Genomic DNA, 15557 nt, shown 5'->3' with positions numbered 1-15557 from the left:
CTCCGGCGGCGCGGGCCCGGATGTTTTGCCGGGCCTTTGCCGGGCAGCCGGAAGGGCCATGAGACTGAGCATGACGTCGGACCTGTGGTGGAAGAACGCGGTCGTCTACTGCCTGGACATCGAGACGTACGCCGACGGCGACGGCGACGGGATCGGCGACTTCCGGGGAGCCATCCAGCACATCGACCATCTCGACAGACTGGGTGTGACCTGCATCTGGCTGATGCCGTTCTTCCCGACGCCCGACCGCGACGACGGCTACGACATCACCGATTTCTACAGCGTGGACCCCCGCCTCGGCACGCTCGGGGACTTCGTCGAGTTCATGCGGGTGGCGAGGGACCGCGGCATCCGGGTGATCGCCGACCTTGTCGTCAACCACACCTCCGACGAGCACCCCTGGTTCAAGGACGCCCGCTCCAGCAGGGACTCCCGCTACCGCGACTGGTACATCTGGTCGGACAAGCCCGAGCCCGACGACCCCAAGGGCATCGTTTTCCCCGACAAGGAGAACAGCCTGTGGGAGTACGACGAGAAGACCAGACAGTATTATTTCCACCGGTTTTACCGGTTTCAGCCTGACCTGAACACGGCCAATCCCGAGGTGCGGGACGAGATCGCCCGGATCCTCGGGTTCTGGATGGAGCTGGGGCTCTCCGGCTTCCGCGTCGACGCCGTGCCGTTCCTCGTCGAGCAGGTCACCGACACCGACAGTGACAAGTTGCCCGATCCGCACGAGTTCTTCGCCGATCTGAGGGCCTTCATGAATCGCAGGGACGGCAGCGCCGCGCTCCTCGGTGAGGTGAACCTGCCCTACGACGACCTGGTCAAGTATTTCGGCAGCTCCCTCGGCAACGAGATCACGATGTGCTTCGACTTCATCGGCATGCAGCGGACCTACCTCTCGCTGGCCCGCCAGGACGCCAGGCCCCTCGCCGACGCGATGCGGGAGCGGCCCCGGCCGCCCAAGGACAGCCACTGGGCGACGTTCGTCCGCAACCACGACGAGCTCACGCTGGACAAGCTCAGCGACTCCGAGCGTCAGGAGGTCTTCGCCGCCTTCGGCCCGGACAAGGACATGCAGCTCTACGGCCGGGGCCTGCGCCGCCGTCTCCCCACGATGCTCGGCGGCGACATGGACCGGATCAAGATGGTCTACAGCCTGCTGTTCTCCTTGCCGGGCACTCCGGTCCTCTTCTACGGCGAGGAGATCGGCATGGGGGAGAACCTGGAGCTGGAGGGCCGCCAGGCCGTCCGCACGCCCATGCAGTGGACCCCGAACCGCAACGGCGGGTTCACCACGGCCGACCCCTCCAAAATCCAGAATGGCATGCCCAAGGGGGACTACGGCCCTGAGGAGGTCAATGTCAGCGCCCAGCAGCGGGATCCCGACTCGTTGCTGCTCTGGATCACCCGGCTCATCCGGCTCTACCGCGAGTGTCCCGAGCTGGCGTGGGGCGAGTCCGCCGTGCTGGACTCCGGGGCCGATCCGGTGCTCGCCCACCGGGCCGACGCGGACGGCGAGACCGTCGTGGCCGTGCACAACTTCAGCGACGCCGAGACCAAGGTCGAGATCACGCTCGACGGCGTCGACTCGTCCAAGGTCCTCACCGACCTGCTCGTGGACGGCACGATCGAGATCTCCGACGACGGCCGCGCGGAGTTCGAGCTGGGCCGGTACGGCTGCCGCTGGTTCCGCGTCTCCACTCCCGAGACCGCCCCGGCCGACTCCGCCGACGCCTCCTGAGATCGTTCGCGCTGGTCACGTCGCTGATCCCCAGGGGCCGGCGCCGTACGGACCCCAACGCGCCTAGGGGGCGCCTCAGGGCCGGGTCGGGCCGATCTCCGATGGGCCGGTCGAAGGCCCATGGCCACAGTGATGAGCCATGGGGATGCGGTTCAGCGATATCACCGGGCGGCATGACAGCGCGGATCAGGCCGGGTACGTGATCGTCGGCACGGGTGTGGCCGCGATGGTGCTCCTGCACCTGGTGTCCGGCCTCGACCCGCTGCGGGACATGATCAGCGAGTATGCCTTCGCGCCGCATGGCTGGCTGCTGCCCGTCTCGCTGGTGCTTCTCGCGTCCGGCTCGGCCGTGCTCGCCGTACGGCTGGCACGGCTGCACCGCGGCGTCGCGCTGCTGGCGGCCCTGTGGAGCTGCTGCCTGCTGCTGGTCGCCGGGTTCCCCACGGACAGGCCGGGGGTGTCGCTGTCGATGTCAGGCGGGATCCATCGTTATGCCGCGTTCGTTGCCTTCCTGAGCATTCCGGTCGCGGGGTTGACCCTCTCCCGGATCACGGCCGCAAGGGGCGGAGGGGGCGGAAGGCGCGGAAGCGGCGGAAGGGGCGCAAGGGCGGCCCGTGCGCTCAGCCTCGTCGCGCTCGGGTCGCTCGTCCTCGTGGTCCTGCCGTACGCCGTCAGAGCGCTGGGCCTGGACCCGGGGTGGGTGCCCGCCGGGCTGACCCAGCGACTCACCGTCGTCTCAGAAGTGGCCGCGCTGATCGCGATGAGCCTCTCCGCCCCCACCGGCTCCGCCCCCACCGGCTCCGCCCCCGCCGGCTCCGCCCCCGCCCCCGCCGGCTCAGCCTCCGCAGGCCATGAAGGTGAACGCGTCCTTGGGCATCTTGTAGGAGTCCCGGACCTTGACGGCCCCCGTGTCGGTGTCGAGCTCCAGGATCGTCATGGGCGCCCCGGCCATGTCGCCGGCGCCGGTGACGTGCATGGTGATCTGGTGATCACCCGTCCAGTCGAGCATGTACGGAAGGTTCTCTTGGGGGAGCTTGAACCGGATGGTCCGTACGATCTGGTCGGTGCCGAGGTCGTAGAGATTGAGCGCCGGCTTGTGCCCGGTGCCCGTGAGGAACGCGACGGTGCGGCCGTCCGAGGACAGGGTTTGCGGCTCGTTGTTGGCGACGACCTGGGGCGGCTCCACCCGGCTCAGCTCGTTGCCGCCGGTGTCGTAGGTGACGAGCTGGATGGTGTTGTCGTCGGTCGTCACCCCGGCCAGGACCGCCTGACCGTCGCCGCTGAAGCCCTGGAAGATCGTGTTCCCCGGGATCTCTCCGGGCTTGCCGGGATGTGAGGTGTCGAACACGCGGGTCGGCTGCCTGTTGGCCTCGTCGTAGTACTCGACGGCCAGGTGCCCGCCGTCCAGCGAGAGCTTCAGGTCGAGCTCTTCCATGCCGACGCCCCGGGGGAGCGCGATCTTCGGCATGACGTGGACGGCGCCTCCGAGCTCGCGGACGACCACCCGCCCGTCCGACTTGCGGAAGTAGGCGACGGTCTCACCGTCACCGCTCACCGCCATCGGCGCGGTCATGCTCTTGGTGGTCTTGCCGTTGCTCGCGCGCGGCCACACCAGGGCGTCCTTCAGCACGACCTGCCTGCCCCCGCGCAGGCCGAGCCGCCACGGCCCGCAGGGGAACTGCGCGCCGTCCCTGGTCTTGCAGGCCTTCACCGACGCGTAACGAATGGAGTGGCCGCCGTTCGCCTCGGCCTGGGCGGGGGTCGCGGTGGCCGCGAGGGCCGGCGCGGAAACGGGCAGCGTGGAAAGGGCAAGCGTGGAAAGGGCAAGCGCGGAAAGCGTCAGCGCGGCCAGTCCCTTCCGGGCGAGGCCGGCCTGCTCCCGTGCGGCCGGCGGGGTGGTCTTCTTCATGGCGATCTCCTTCTCCCATGAATGAGACCCCGCTGCCGCACATGAGGTTGGTCACATCTCGGCATCAGATCGCCGGCGCGCTACTCCAGGGTTTCCAGGGCGTCCTCGATCGCCCGGTGAAAGGTCGGATAGGCGTACATCATGTGCCGGAGCCGCGCGGTCGGCACCTCGTTGTGCACCGCCACCACCAGCGCGCCGAGGACCTCGCCACCGGCGGGCCCGGCGCTCGTCGCACCCACCAGGACGCCTCGCCCGGCGTCCTCCACCAGCTTGAGAAGGCCGTCGTTGCCGGTCTTGTGGATCCAGCCGCGGGCCGACTCGTCGACGGCGGCTAAGCCGACGCGCACCTGGAGCCCCTCGTCGCGGGCCTGCTGCTCGCTGAGGCCCACCGACGCCACCTCGGGATCGGTGAACGTGGCCCGCGGGACGGCCCGGTAGTCGGCCGCCGGGCCGCCCTCGCCCAGGATGTCCCTGGCGGCGATCCGGCCCTGGTAGACCGCGACGTGGGTGAACGCCGCCCGGCCGGTCACGTCGCCCACCGCCCAGACCCCGTCGGCGGCCCGCATCCGCTCGTCCACCTCGACGAACTCGGCCGACTCGTCGAGACCGGCCTGCCCGGCGCCGATGGCCGTCAGGTCGGTGCGGCGGCCGGTGGCGACGAGCAGCCTCGTCCCGCGAACCGTCTCGCCGCCCTCCAGCGTCAGCGTGAACCGCCCGCCGTCGTGCGCGACCCTCTCGGCCTTGGTCCCGGTCCGTACGGCGATGCCCTCCCGGGTGAACACGTCGGCCAGCAGCCTGCCCGCCTCCGGCTCCTCCTGGGGCAGCAGCCGGTCGGCCGCCTCCACCAGCGTGACGCGCGTGCCGAAGCGGCTGAAGACCTGGGCCAGCTCGGAGCCGACCGAGCCACCGCCGAGGACGATCAGCGACTCCGGCGCCTCCTCGGCGGCGACCGCCTCCCGGTTCGTCCAGTACGGCGTGCCGTTAAGCCCCTCGATGGGAGGGATGGCGGGCTCGGTGCCGGTGGCGATGACGATGCCGCGCCGGGCGCGCAGCACCCGGCCGCCGACGGTGACCTCTCTGGGCCCGGTGATCCGTCCGTGACCGCGGACGAGGTCGCCGCCCTTGCTCTCGAAGCGCTCCGCCGGGACCTTGTCGCTCCAGTCGTCGGTGGCCTCGTCCCTGATCCTGCGCGCCACCGGCGCCCAGTCGGGACGAACGTCGGCCGAGCCCGCCATGCCGCTGATCCGCCGTCCCTCGGCGAGCAGGCCGGACGCGCGGATCATCATCTTGGACGGCACGCAGGCCCAGTAGGCGCATTCGCCGCCGACCAGGCCCGCTTCCACTCCAGCCACGCTGAGGCCCGCCTCCGCGAGCCGTCCCGACACGTCCTCGCCGCCGGGTCCCATGCCTAGGACCACGATGTCAAACTCTGTGTCGTATTCGGTCATGGCGGTTATCTGCCCAGCGAAAGCCGTACCGCACGGCTGTGAGGTACGGCTGCGAGGTACGGCTGCGAGGCATCCGCCCCGACGCGTTAGATGAAGCCGGTATCAGATGAGACCGGTGTCAGATGAGGCCGGTGTCAGATGAGGCCGAGCTCCCTGACGGCGTCGCGCTCCTCGATCAGCTCGTTCACCGAGGCGTCGATGCGCTCGCGGGAGAACGCGTCGATCTCCAGGCCCTGGACGATCTCCCACTTGCCGTCCTTCGACACGACGGGGAAGGAGGAGATGATGCCCTCCGGCACGCCGTACGAGCCGTCGGAGGGGATGGCGGCCGAGGTCCAGTCGCCCTCGGGCGTGCCGTTCACCCAGTCGTACACGTGGTCGATGGCGGCGTTGGCGGCGGAGGCGGCCGACGAGGCGCCACGGGCCTCGATGATCGCGGCGCCGCGCTTGGCGACCGTCGGGATGAAGGTGTCGCGCAGCCACGCCTCCTCGACCTGCTCAGCGGCGATCTTGCCGCCGACCTCGGCGTGGAAGAGGTCGGGGTACTGCGTCGCGGAGTGGTTGCCCCAGATCGTCATCTTCTTGATCTCGGTCACCGGGACGCGCAGCTTCGCCGCGAGCTGCGAGAGCGCGCGGTTGTGGTCGAGCCGGGTCATGGCCGTGAAGCGCTCGGCCGGGACGTCCGGCGCGGACGACTGCGCGATGAGCGCGTTCGTGTTGGCCGGGTTGCCCACGACCAGCACGCGGATGTCGCCGGCCGCGTGGTCGTTGATGGCCTTGCCCTGCGGGCCGAAGATGCCGCCGTTGGCCTGGAGGAGGTCGCCCCGCTCCATGCCGGCCGTACGGGGACGCGCGCCCACGAGGAGCGCGACGTTGGCGCCGTCGAACGCCTTGGCGGGGTCGTCGGAGATCTCGATGCCGCGCAGCAGCGGGAACGCGCAGTCGTCGAGCTCCATCGCGGTGCCTTCGGCGGCCTTGACCGCCTGCGGGATCTCCAGCAGGCTGAGCTTCACCGGGGTGTCCGCGCCCAGGAGCTGGCCCGAGGCGATGCGGAAGAGCAGCGCGTAACCGATCTGGCCGGCCGCGCCGGTGACGGTCACTTTGACGGTCATGACGATCCCCATTCGCGATAGGTGTGACTCACGGATGCTACCTGTCTCGAATGATCCCCTCTTGACGGACCCGGCGTAGTCGTCCCTGTGTCAGCTGTACCTGCCGCCGTCAGCTGTACCTGTGTCAGCGCCGGAGAAACGTCGTCACGGCGTCGAGGAACTCATCCGGGCGCGTCGTGTGGATGTCGTGACCGCCCTCGATCGTGACGATGCGGCAGCCCGGGATGCGCGAGGCGAGATCGGCGACCTGGTCCTGCGGGAGGTGGCTCGTCGCGCCTCCGGCGATGACCAGCGTCGGGGCCGTTATGTCGGCGAGCCGGTCGAGCCACGCGGGGTCGGGGTGGTTCCGCTGGTGGGTGGTCTGCTCGACCATGGCCCAGTCAAAGGAGAGCGGGCTCTCCGGCCGATCGGGCAGCGATACCCCGGCCGGATGCGGCGCGGGCACGTCCTCCAGCACCAGCCGGTCGACCAGGCCGGGATGCTCCTCGGCGATCAGGAAGCCGACGAAGCCGCCGAGGGAATGGGCCACGATCGCCGTGCGCGCCACGCCGGCGTGGCCGAGCAGGGCGACCATGTCATCGCGCATCAGTTCCAGGTCGTAGGCGCCCGGCCAGTCGCTCCGGCCATGGCCTCGCAGGTCCGGGGCGTAGACCCGCCAGGAACCGGCGAGGCGGTCGATGACGCCCTTCCAACCGGAGTGATCCGCGCCGCGCCCGTGCAGCAGGAGCAACGGCGGCGCGTCCGCGTCCCCGGAGACCTGGTATGCCAGCCGTACACCGTTCACCTCGGCGAAGTGGAGATCGCTCATCCGGCCACGCTAGGCGTTCCTGCGGTCGCCGCGCGGCGAGGTTCGTCACGGGCGAAAAGCTCAACTTCGCCGCGTTTGTGTCCCTGGCCAACCGAGCTGAAGGTAGATCTTTAAGAAGGGAAGATCGTTTCAGGTGTTGCGAACATGAGTTCGTATAGAGTGTCGGTGTGGCGGTGATGATGGATGGCTTGAAGCTGATCCGGCAGGGTCTGGAGATCCTGGCGGCCGAGCCGCTTCTCGCCGACCCTTTCGAAACCATCGGTGATCCGAATGGCGGCAAGGACATCGAGCGGGCCGAGATGCTGGCCAAGGCGAGAGCTCAGGTGCTGGCGGGACAGGTTCAGGCGTTGCAGGAGCTGGTCGCCGACCTTGAGGTCGAGTCCGCCCGGCGTCTGCACCGCTTTTCCGAGATGGACGGCGTTCGCCTGGTCGGCCAGCGTTCCAGCGCCTCGTTCCTGCAGCAGGTCTGCGGCCTCCGCGATGGAGAATCGGTGGCCCGGGCACGTGTGGCCGAGTGGTTTGAACGGCTGGAGCCTTCTCTGGAGGCGCTCTCGCGACGGCGGATCGGGCTCGGTCACCTTTTGGAGATCGCCGATGGGGTGGAGCACGCGGTTCAGAGCGTGGACAGCGCTCGCGTGCCGAAGGGCGACGTGATCAGGCGAATGCAGGTGGCCCTGCTCGATCACGCCGGTCTGTCCGGAGCAGGCATGTCTCCCCGTCGGCTGCACACGCAGGCGCGACGTGAGGCGTGGAATCTGGACCCCACCCTGCCCGATCGGCTGCTGGCGAAGCACCACCGCCACCGTGCCGCCTCGTTCCGATTCGTTGATGGGGGAGCGGGGTTCGAGTTCCACGTCAGAGGAGAGGGCGCGGGCGGCGCCCTGCTTAAGGAGCTGCTGGAGGGCCATTCCATCGCCCCGTCCGCGGGCGACGGGCAACCCGCCGAACGCCGCCGCTACGACGCTTTCATACGCGGTGTGCAGACAGCCATGTCCGCCTTCACCGGCATCCGGGCGGCACCCACCATCCACTCTCCCGAGGACCAGGGTGGTGTTCTCCATCACGAGACCGCGTGCGATCCCGAAGCCGATCCCATAGGTGGTCCGCCGCCGGGGGGTTCTGTGGCCGGCGATTCACAGCCGGTGATACGGGGCGGCGCGCGGTGCCAGGTGCGCTTGATCGTGCCGTGGAGCACGCTGACCGGCGATCCGGAGTCTCCTCCAGCGGAAACCGACTGGGGGCAGTTGCTGCCGCCCGCCGCTGCCCGGGCACTGGCCAAGGACGCGACGGTTACGGCGATCATCGCCGACGCCATGACAGGGGAGCCGCTGAACGCCGGGCGGGCCCGCCGCCTGTTCTCGACTCGGCAGCGGGTGGCCCTTTCGGCCCAGTACCGAACCTGCCAGTGGCACGGTGGCTGCGACGTGCCGCTGCCCTGGACCGATATCGATCACGAGGTCTCTTGGTGGGCCGGCGGCAATACCGACATCGACAAGGGGAAGCCGCTGTGCCATGTCCACAATCTGGAGATTGAGCTCATCCGCTCCGAGAAGGCGGCGGCCGATCCTGCCCTGCGTCCACAGGCGGCAGCCGTACGGGATCGGCTGCGGGCGATCCTTCGCGAGTCCCGCCGGCAACGTCGATCGAGCGGACAACGCCTGACCGCCGCCTGACATCCGCGTTTCACACGCCTGCCCGGGGTCCGTCCGCATGCTGTTCATCGGAAACGTTGACGCTACGACAAGGTCAAACAGGTGCCCCGGAGTCGCCGCCGGGAGCAGGGAGCTTGTGCCAGACGATCGAGTAGCGCAGCAGGAGCAGGCGGCGGACGTGCGCCCCGGGGAGAAGGCGCCGGGCGGCCTGCCGTATCTCCGGATACTTCATCTCCGCGTCCATCATCGGCATCCCGAAGGGGGCGCCCTTGCCGCCCTTCAGCGAGCGGTAGAGCAAGGAGACCGGCAGCGCGAGCGCGGCGAAGGCATGGTCGGCGAGCGTCGCGAACCTGGGCAGGCCGATGATCACTAGCGTGCCGCCGGGGCGGAGCAGGCCGGCCATCTTCGTGACGGCCGCGCCGAAGTCCATGTGGTGGATCACGGTCACACAGCTGACGAAGTCGTAGGTCCGCCCGGGATCCCAGGTGAGGAAGTCGCCCTCCACGAAGGTGGCGTCCTCGGCGCGCCGCTCCGCCAGCCGGATCATCTCGGCCGATCGGTCGATCCCCGTGACGTGCCCGACGCGGGATGCCAGCTTGGCCGCCAGGAGGCCGTCGCCGCACCCGACGTCGAGCGCCGTGTCGCAGCCGTACGGCACCGCGTCGAGCACCACGCGGTGGTAGTGCACGTTGTGATTCCAGTACTCATCACGCGGGGGATCGGGCTTAAGGGAGGCGGTCACATCGGCACGCTAGCGGCCGTCTCCGTCGCTCGCTGTGAAACGACGAGGTCCGCGGGGAAGCCGCCGTTCGGCTGAAAGCCCTTGAGCCGCGGCGGGCCGCGGACAGGACCTATGCCGCTCCGGGGTGGGAGGGGCCGTGGGGGTCGCGGCAGTGCGGGCCGTCCTCCCCGATGACCAGCAGCCGGGGGGAGGCGTGGTCCACCTGGAGGGTGGTGTGCTCGATGCCGTAACCCTCCCGCAGCATCACCTCGGTGGCCTGCCGTACGGCGTGGCAGTCGGCGCCGGGGGCGACGAGCACGTGGGCGGAGAGCGCGGCGTAGCCGGAGGTGACCTCCCAGACGTGCAGGTCGTGGACCTCGACGACGTTGTCCATCGCCGCCATCTGGGCGCCGATCTCGGCGGGCGCCATCCCCGCCGGGGCCGCCTCGAGGAAGACACGGCCGGCGTCGCGGACGAGCCCCCAGCCCGCCTTGAGCATCAGCGCGGCCACGACCAGGGCGGCGATGGCGTCGGCGCGGGCCCAGCCCGTCAGCCACACCACGAGCCCGGCGACCGTGGTGGCGATGAACGCGTAGAGGTCGCTGACGATGTGCTGGAAGGCGCCCTCGACGTTGAGGCTCGACCGGTTGGCCTTGCTGATCAGCCACGCGGCGCCCACGTTGACGACGATGCCGGCGAGACCGGTGACCAGCACGAGGACGCCCTCGACCTCGGAGGGGGAGATCATCCTGCGGACGCCCTCGCCGATGAAGAACGCGGTGAGCAGCAGCAGCGTGATGCCGTTGATCTGCGCGCTGATGATCTCCACGCGCTTGAGCCCGTAGGTGAAGCCGCCCTGGGGCGGCCGGGCGGCGATCCGCATGGCGACGAGGGCGAGCCCGATGGCCGCCGCGTCGGTCAGCATGTGCCCGGCGTCGGACAGCAGCGCGAGGGAGCCGGCCATGAGGCCGGTCACGACCTCCGCCGCCATGAAGCCCAGGATCAGCGCCAGCGCCCAGGCGAGGGAGCGCCGATCGGCGTCCGCCCTCACCCGGTGCCCATGCCCGTGCCCGTGCTCCTGCCCGTGCTGGGGGTCACTCACTGTGGCCGCCGTCGTCGTGGGTGACGTGGGTGAGGGCCAGGTCGAAGAGCATCCGCACGTGCGAGTCGGCCAGCCGGTAGTAGGCCATCCGGCCGGACCGGCGCACCTTCACGACCCGGTTCAGCCGGAGCAGCCGCAATGCGTGGGAGACGGCCGACTCGCTCTGGCCGCATGCGGCCGCCAGGTCGCGGACGCACATCTCGCCGCCTTCGAGGAGCGCGGCCATGAGCCGGAGCCGCCCCGGATCGGCGAGGAGCCCGAAGACCTCGGCCAGGCCCTCGATCGCGGCCTGCGGAGGCAGCGATGCCATGACCGAACTGACCCGGTCGGCGTCCATCGGAGGCTCATGTGAATACACGCTCATATGAGCAATGATATGCAGCCGTCTGGAGGGTCAGGCGTAGTGGTCCCTGCCCCCACGGGAGCGGGTGAGCTTGAAGACGACGGACACGATCAGGGCGATGGCGCCGATGATCAGAAGCCACTTCAGCGCTCCGAAGATGAGCCCGATGACGGAGCCGAGCAGGAAGAGGCCGACGATGACGGCCGCTGCGATTAGAAGAATGCGTCCCATGTCTTCACCGTACGAGCCGCCCACCCCGCAATCACAGGGTGGGCGGCCAAGTTCAGGGCTGACTCAGGGACATCTCAGGGGCGTCCGCCGACGTCCGTCGCAGATCAGTCGTTGGTGTGGAGCGCGGCGTTCAGTTCGATGCCGGTGCCCGCCCGGGGCACGGCCTCGACCGCGCCGGTGGTCGAGTTGCGACGCAGCAGCAGCCCCGACTTGCCGGACAGGTCCCGGCCCTTGACGACGCCGCCGTCCGGAAGGGCGATCTTGGTTCCGGCCGTGACGTACAGCCCCGCCTCGACGACACAGTCGTCACCGAGGGAGATGCCGATACCCGAGTTGGCGCCCAGCAGGCAGCGCTCGCCCACGGAGATGACCTCCTTGCCGCCGCCGGACAGGGTGCCCATGATCGAGGCCCCTCCGCCGACGTCGGAGCCGTCTCCGACGACCACCCCCGCCGAGATCCGGCCCTCCACCATGGATGCGCCGAGCGTGCCCGCGTTGAAGTTCACGAAGCCCTCATGCATGACGGTCGTGCCGGCGGCCAGGTGCGCCCCGAGCCGCACACGGTCGGCGTCGGCGATCCGGACCCCCGAGGGCAGCACGTAATCGACCATCCGGGGGAACTTGTCCACACCGTAAACGGTCACCGGCCCACTGGCGCGCAGGCGGAGCCGTACGGTCTCGAAACCCTCCACGGCGCACGGGCCATGGTTCGTCCACACGACGTTGGCCAGCAGTCCGAAGATGCCGTCGAGGTTCAGCCCGTGCGGCCGGACGAGCCGGGCGGACAGCAGGTGCAGCCTGAGGTAGACGTCGTACGCGTCGGCGGGCGGCTCGGACAGGCTCACGATGCCGGTGCGCACCGCCACGACCTCCACACCCCGCGCGGGGTCGGGCCCGACCAGGGCCGCCACCTCCTCGTCGAGGCCCGAGACGGCCAGCGGCTCCGTGCCCGGGAAGGGCGGCTCGCCCAGCGCGGGAGAGGGGTACCAGGTGTCCAGGACGGTGCCGTCGGCGGCGATCGTCGCGAGGCCGATGCCGTGGGCGCCCGAGGCGGTGGGGTCGATAGCTGTCATGGCACCCAACGCTACCGGCATCACGGCTGTACGCCGGAGGGTCAGCCGGAGTCCGAGCCGGGGCGGACGACCCCGTTCTCGTAGGGGTGCCGCATGCTTTTCCGGTTCAAACTGCTTGTTTTTAGGGCTTTCTGGGTTAAAGGTCGCTCTTTCCTGGGGAGGACTCCTTCCCCTGAAAGTTCTGCGCCATTCGCGGAGCCGTGCTCATCTCCGTGTGGACGCCGATGGAGGGCGAATGACCGACGTACAGGCGTACGCCCAGAGGTGTTTTCGCGGAACCACCACGGATCGAGTCGGCGTCGAGCTGGAGTTCCTGGTGTTCGACGCGGACGTCCCCGCGGCGCCGGTGCCCATCGCCCGGATCGCTGACGCCCTCCCGCCGATGCCGGGAGGGAGCCGGATCACGTTCGAGCCCGGCGGGCAATTAGAGCTCTCCGCGCCGCCGGGTCTCCTCCCGGACGCCGTGGCCGGCCTAGTCGCCGACGTCGACGCGGTACGGCTGGCGCTCGGCGAGGCCGGGCTGACGCTCGGCGGCACGGGCCTCGACCCGCTCCGGCCGCCCCGGCGGCAGCTCAGGGAGCCCCGATACGACGCCATGGCGGCCTTCCTCGGCGTGCCGTACGGGCCGATGATGATGTGCTCGACGGCGTCGGTGCAGGTCAACCTGGATTTCAGCGCCGACCCGGCGGTGCGGTGGGCCCGCTCGCACCTGCTGGGCCCGGTGCTCGTCGCGGCCTTCGCCAACTCGCCCGCCCCGGGCTGGGTCTCCGGCCGGCAGGCCGTCTGGCTCAACCTCGACCCCAGCAGGACCGCGTCCGTGGCCATGGGCGGCGACCCGGCGGACGACTGGGCGCGCTACCTCCTGGACGCCCGTCTCATGATGGTGAGGGAGGAGGGCGACGGCTTCCGCCCCGTGCTGGACGGCTCGGCGTTCCGCGACTTCGCCGCCGTGGCCGGGAGACCGCCCACCGAGGAGGACCTGGCCTACCACGCGACCACCCTCTTCCCGCCCGTACGGCCCCGCGGCTGGCTCGAGGTCCGCTACCTCGACGCGCAGGCAGTCGACGACTGGCCGGTCTGCGCCGCCGTGGTCCACGCTCTCGTCATGGACGACCGGGCCGCCGATACCGCGCTCGCCGCGGCCGAGCCGGTGAGCGGCCGATGGGCGCGGGCCGCCCGTGCCGGGCTGGCGGACCCGGCCCTGCGACGGGCCGCGACGACCTACTTCCGCGCGGCGGTGGAGGCGCTGCCGAGGCTCGGGGCCGAGCCTTGGCTGGTCGACCGCGTCTCCGCCTTCGCCGCCGAGCACATCGAATCCGGCCGCTCTCCGGCCGTCGCCCTTTCCCAGCCGAAGGCCGGGGCTCCCACGCTGGAGGTACGCTCGTGACTGATCCGCTGAAGGAGAAGATCGCCGCTGAGCTGGCCGCTGTCCGCGACCGCTCGCTGACCTACACCGACGCCGACGACGACCTGCTGGTCCGCCAGCACTCACCCCTGATGTCCCCCCTGGTGTGGGACCTCGCCCACGTGGGCAACTACGAGGAGCTCTGGGTCCTGCGCGAGGTCGGGGGGATCACCCCGCTGCGCCCGGAGATCGACGACCTCTACGACGCGTTCAAGCACCCTCGGACCAACCGCCCGGCCCTTCCGCTGCTCGGACCCGCCGAGGCCAGGCGGTACATTTCGGGGGTCCGCGGCCGGGTCCTCGACGTGCTCGACAAGATCCAGTTGGACGACCCCGACCCCCTGCGCGCCGGGGGTTTCGTCTTCGGGCTGATCCTCCAGCATGAGCATCAGCACGACGAGACGATGCTCGCGACGCTCCAGCTCTCCAAGGAACCGGGGCTGGTCCGCGACGGCGAGCTGCCCCCGGCCCGTTCTCTGAACCTCAAAGGCGCGGCGTCGAACCTGGGCCGGGCGGCCCCGGAGGTCCACGTCCCCGGCGGGATCTTCACCATGGGAACCGACACCCTGCCCTGGGCGTACGACAACGAGCGCCCCGCCCACCGCATGTACCTCCCCGGCTACTGGATCGACCGGTTCCCCGTGAGCAACGCCGCCTACGCCGAGTTCATCGCCGCCGGCGGCTACGACGACCCTCGCTGGTGGATGCCCAAGGGGTGGGAGTGGGTCGAGACGACCGGCGTCCACGCGCCGCTCTTCTGGCAGAGGGACGGCGACACCTGGTGGCGGACCCGGTTCGGCCGTGAGGAACCCGTCCCCATGGACGAGCCGGTGCAGCACGTGTCCTGGTACGAGGCCGACGCCTACGCACGCTGGGCAGGGAAGCGGCTGCCCACCGAGGCCGAATGGGAGAAGGCCTGCGGCGGCCGCACCTACCCGTGGGGCGACGGCGACCCCGGACTCGCACACGCCAACCTCGGCCACCGCGCCGCCCGCCCCGCGCCGATCGGGGCGTTCCCCGAGGGAGCCAGCCCCTACGGGGCCGAGCAGCTCATCGGCGACGTCTGGGAGTGGACCGACTCGTGGTTCCTGCCCTATCCCGGCTTCCGGAGCTTCCCGTACAAGGAGTACAGCGAAGTCTTCTTCGGGGAGACGGAGACCTACCGCGTGCTCCGCGGCGGCTCCTGGGCCACCCATCCCACGGCCGTCAGGACGACCTTCCGCAACTGGGACTACCCGATCCGGCGGCAGATCTTCGCCGGGTTCCGCTGCGCCCGCTCGGAGGACTGAATGTGCCGCCACGCGGCGTGGCTCGGCCCGTCCAGGGCGCTCTCATCGTTGATCTTCGATCCGGAGTGCGGCCTGCTGCGGCAGTCGTACGCCCCCCGTATGCAGGCCTATGGGAAGGTCAACGCCGACGGGTTCGGGGTGGGGTGGTACGACCCGTACCGCCCCGAGCCCGTCCGCTACCGCCGGAGCGTCCCGATCTGGACCGACGCCAACCTGCCCGGGCTCGCCGAGGTCGCGCGCTCGTCATGCCTGATGGCCGCCGTACGGTCGGCGACCGTCGGCATGCCCATCGAGGAGACCGCCACCGCCCCTTTCACCGACGGGCGGTGGCTGCTCAGCCACAACGGCCGGGTCGACCGGGAGGCCCTCCGCCCTCTGGCGTCCGACCCCGAGAGCGCGTGCGACTCCGCGTGGCTCGCCTCCGCCGTGTTCGCACGCCTCCGCACCGGCATTCCGCTCGCCGAGGCGGCGCCCCTCGTCGTGCGGGAGGTGGGGAAGGCCGACCCCGTGGCCCGGCTGAACCTGCTCGTCTGCGGCGGCACCGAGATCGCCGCCATCGCCTGGGGCGACACCCTCTTCGCCCATCTCGACGAGGGCGTGCTCGTGGCAAGCGAGCCGCTCGACGACCGCCCAGGCTGGCAGGCCGTACCCGACAGGAACCTTCTGCTCGCATCCCCCGACGGCGTGCTGATCACACCCATCGACTGAGGAGCGACC

14 protein-coding genes and 1 pseudogene are annotated in these 15557 nt (G+C 70.2%); 6 read left to right on the top strand and 9 right to left on the bottom strand.

From position 1 onward, the window contains the following. The first annotated feature begins 70 nt into the window (after positions 1 to 70). On the top strand, positions 71 to 1747 hold the full coding sequence (locus N5079_RS11640) for an alpha-amylase family protein (RefSeq protein ID WP_261583643.1): 1677 nt from the start codon (positions 71 to 73) through the stop codon (positions 1745 to 1747). A gap of 139 nt (positions 1748 to 1886) precedes the next feature. Then, positions 1887 to 2504 (top strand): annotated as a pseudogene (locus N5079_RS35515) (DUF998 domain-containing protein); the annotation flags it as partial. A gap of 78 nt (positions 2505 to 2582) precedes the next feature. On the opposite strand, the gene N5079_RS11635 reads toward N5079_RS35515, so the two are convergent. The 4 genes from N5079_RS11635 to N5079_RS11620 form a co-directional block, all read right to left on the bottom strand. Next, on the bottom strand, positions 2583 to 3656 hold the full coding sequence (locus N5079_RS11635; protein WP_261583642.1) for a hypothetical protein: 1074 nt from the start codon (positions 3654 to 3656) through the stop codon (positions 2583 to 2585). A gap of 80 nt (positions 3657 to 3736) precedes the next feature. Further along, positions 3737 to 5104, bottom strand: a complete 1368-nt coding sequence (locus N5079_RS11630; RefSeq protein WP_261583641.1) for a dihydrolipoyl dehydrogenase family protein — start codon at positions 5102 to 5104, stop codon at positions 3737 to 3739. A gap of 134 nt (positions 5105 to 5238) precedes the next feature. Next, positions 5239 to 6216: a malate dehydrogenase gene (locus tag N5079_RS11625; RefSeq protein WP_261583640.1), complete on the bottom strand. Its 978-nt coding sequence runs from the start codon at positions 6214 to 6216 to the stop codon at positions 5239 to 5241. Between the two features lie 124 nt (positions 6217 to 6340). After that, the gene (locus N5079_RS11620) at positions 6341 to 7024 is read right to left on the bottom strand and encodes an alpha/beta fold hydrolase (RefSeq protein ID WP_261583639.1); all 684 of its coding nucleotides are present in this window, start codon (positions 7022 to 7024) and stop codon (positions 6341 to 6343) included. 167 nt (positions 7025 to 7191) lie between these two features. Between N5079_RS11620 and N5079_RS11615 the strand changes: the two genes are divergently transcribed. Next, the gene (locus tag N5079_RS11615; protein WP_410007771.1) at positions 7192 to 8697 is read left to right on the top strand and encodes an HNH endonuclease signature motif containing protein; all 1506 of its coding nucleotides are present in this window, start codon (positions 7192 to 7194) and stop codon (positions 8695 to 8697) included. Positions 8698 to 8770: 73 nt separating this feature from the next. Here the strand turns inward: N5079_RS11615 and N5079_RS11610 are convergent, their stop codons facing one another. From N5079_RS11610 to dapD, 5 genes are all read right to left on the bottom strand, one after another. Beyond that, a complete protein-coding gene (locus tag N5079_RS11610; RefSeq protein WP_261583638.1) occupies positions 8771 to 9418 on the bottom strand; it encodes a class I SAM-dependent methyltransferase in 648 nt (215 codons plus the stop codon). Between the two features lie 109 nt (positions 9419 to 9527). Continuing rightward, positions 9528 to 10499, bottom strand: a complete 972-nt coding sequence (locus tag N5079_RS11605) for a cation diffusion facilitator family transporter (protein ID WP_261583637.1) — start codon at positions 10497 to 10499, stop codon at positions 9528 to 9530. Continuing rightward, positions 10492 to 10863: a metalloregulator ArsR/SmtB family transcription factor gene (locus N5079_RS11600; RefSeq protein ID WP_315967818.1), complete on the bottom strand. Its 372-nt coding sequence runs from the start codon at positions 10861 to 10863 to the stop codon at positions 10492 to 10494. Before N5079_RS11600 ends, N5079_RS11605 begins: the two co-directional genes overlap by 8 nt. Before the next feature lie 30 nt (positions 10864 to 10893). After that, positions 10894 to 11073: a hypothetical protein gene (locus N5079_RS11595; RefSeq protein ID WP_261583636.1), complete on the bottom strand. Its 180-nt coding sequence runs from the start codon at positions 11071 to 11073 to the stop codon at positions 10894 to 10896. Positions 11074 to 11177: 104 nt separating this feature from the next. After that, positions 11178 to 12146, bottom strand: a complete 969-nt coding sequence (gene dapD / locus N5079_RS11590) for a 2,3,4,5-tetrahydropyridine-2,6-dicarboxylate N-succinyltransferase (RefSeq protein ID WP_261583635.1) — start codon at positions 12144 to 12146, stop codon at positions 11178 to 11180. Positions 12147 to 12381: 235 nt separating this feature from the next. Here dapD and N5079_RS11585 point away from each other — a divergent pair, with 235 nt between their 5' ends. Genes N5079_RS11585 through egtC form a run of 3 tightly spaced genes read left to right on the top strand, consistent with a single transcriptional unit; the run spans position 12382 to position 15548 of the window. Next, positions 12382 to 13533: a glutamate-cysteine ligase family protein gene (locus N5079_RS11585; RefSeq protein WP_261583634.1), complete on the top strand. Its 1152-nt coding sequence runs from the start codon at positions 12382 to 12384 to the stop codon at positions 13531 to 13533. After that, positions 13530 to 14840, top strand: coding sequence for an ergothioneine biosynthesis protein EgtB (egtB, locus tag N5079_RS11580; protein ID WP_261583633.1), 1311 nt, complete (start codon positions 13530 to 13532; stop codon positions 14838 to 14840). The genes N5079_RS11585 and egtB overlap by 4 nt, the downstream gene beginning before the upstream one ends. Further along, positions 14841 to 15548 carry an ergothioneine biosynthesis protein EgtC gene (gene egtC / locus N5079_RS11575; RefSeq protein WP_261583632.1) on the top strand — a complete coding sequence of 236 codons (708 nt, stop codon included), beginning with the start codon at positions 14841 to 14843 and terminating at the stop codon, positions 15546 to 15548. It abuts the gene before it with no gap. Positions 15549 to 15557: the final 9 nt, after the last annotated feature.

Source organism: Planotetraspora sp. A-T 1434, from assembly GCF_025420585.1.
In the GTDB taxonomy this organism is placed as follows: domain Bacteria; phylum Actinomycetota; class Actinomycetes; order Streptosporangiales; family Streptosporangiaceae; genus JAOEGB01.
The sequence above is the reverse complement of the archived record's forward strand: the minus strand, read 5'-3'. Positions and strand labels throughout refer to the sequence as shown.

Excerpts from the sequence above, each read along its gene's own strand:
- N5079_RS11635 (WP_261583642.1), bottom strand. The coding sequence starts at position 3,656 with ATGAAGAAGACCACCCCGCCGGCCGCACGGGAGCAGGCCGGCCTCGCC.
- N5079_RS11630 (WP_261583641.1), bottom strand. The coding sequence starts at position 5,104 with ATGACCGAATACGACACAGAGTTTGACATCGTGGTCCTAGGCATGGGA.
- N5079_RS11640 (WP_261583643.1), top strand. The coding sequence starts at position 71 with ATGACGTCGGACCTGTGGTGGAAGAACGCGGTCGTCTACTGCCTGGAC.
- dapD (WP_261583635.1), bottom strand. The coding sequence starts at position 12,146 with ATGACAGCTATCGACCCCACCGCCTCGGGCGCCCACGGCATCGGCCTC.
- N5079_RS11595 (WP_261583636.1), bottom strand. The coding sequence starts at position 11,073 with ATGGGACGCATTCTTCTAATCGCAGCGGCCGTCATCGTCGGCCTCTTC.
- N5079_RS11625 (WP_261583640.1), bottom strand. The coding sequence starts at position 6,216 with ATGACCGTCAAAGTGACCGTCACCGGCGCGGCCGGCCAGATCGGTTAC.
- egtC (WP_261583632.1), top strand. The coding sequence starts at position 14,841 with ATGTGCCGCCACGCGGCGTGGCTCGGCCCGTCCAGGGCGCTCTCATCG.
- N5079_RS11585 (WP_261583634.1), top strand. The coding sequence starts at position 12,382 with ATGACCGACGTACAGGCGTACGCCCAGAGGTGTTTTCGCGGAACCACC.
- N5079_RS11620 (WP_261583639.1), bottom strand. The coding sequence starts at position 7,024 with ATGAGCGATCTCCACTTCGCCGAGGTGAACGGTGTACGGCTGGCATAC.
- N5079_RS11600 (WP_315967818.1), bottom strand. The coding sequence starts at position 10,863 with ATGAGCGTGTATTCACATGAGCCTCCGATGGACGCCGACCGGGTCAGT.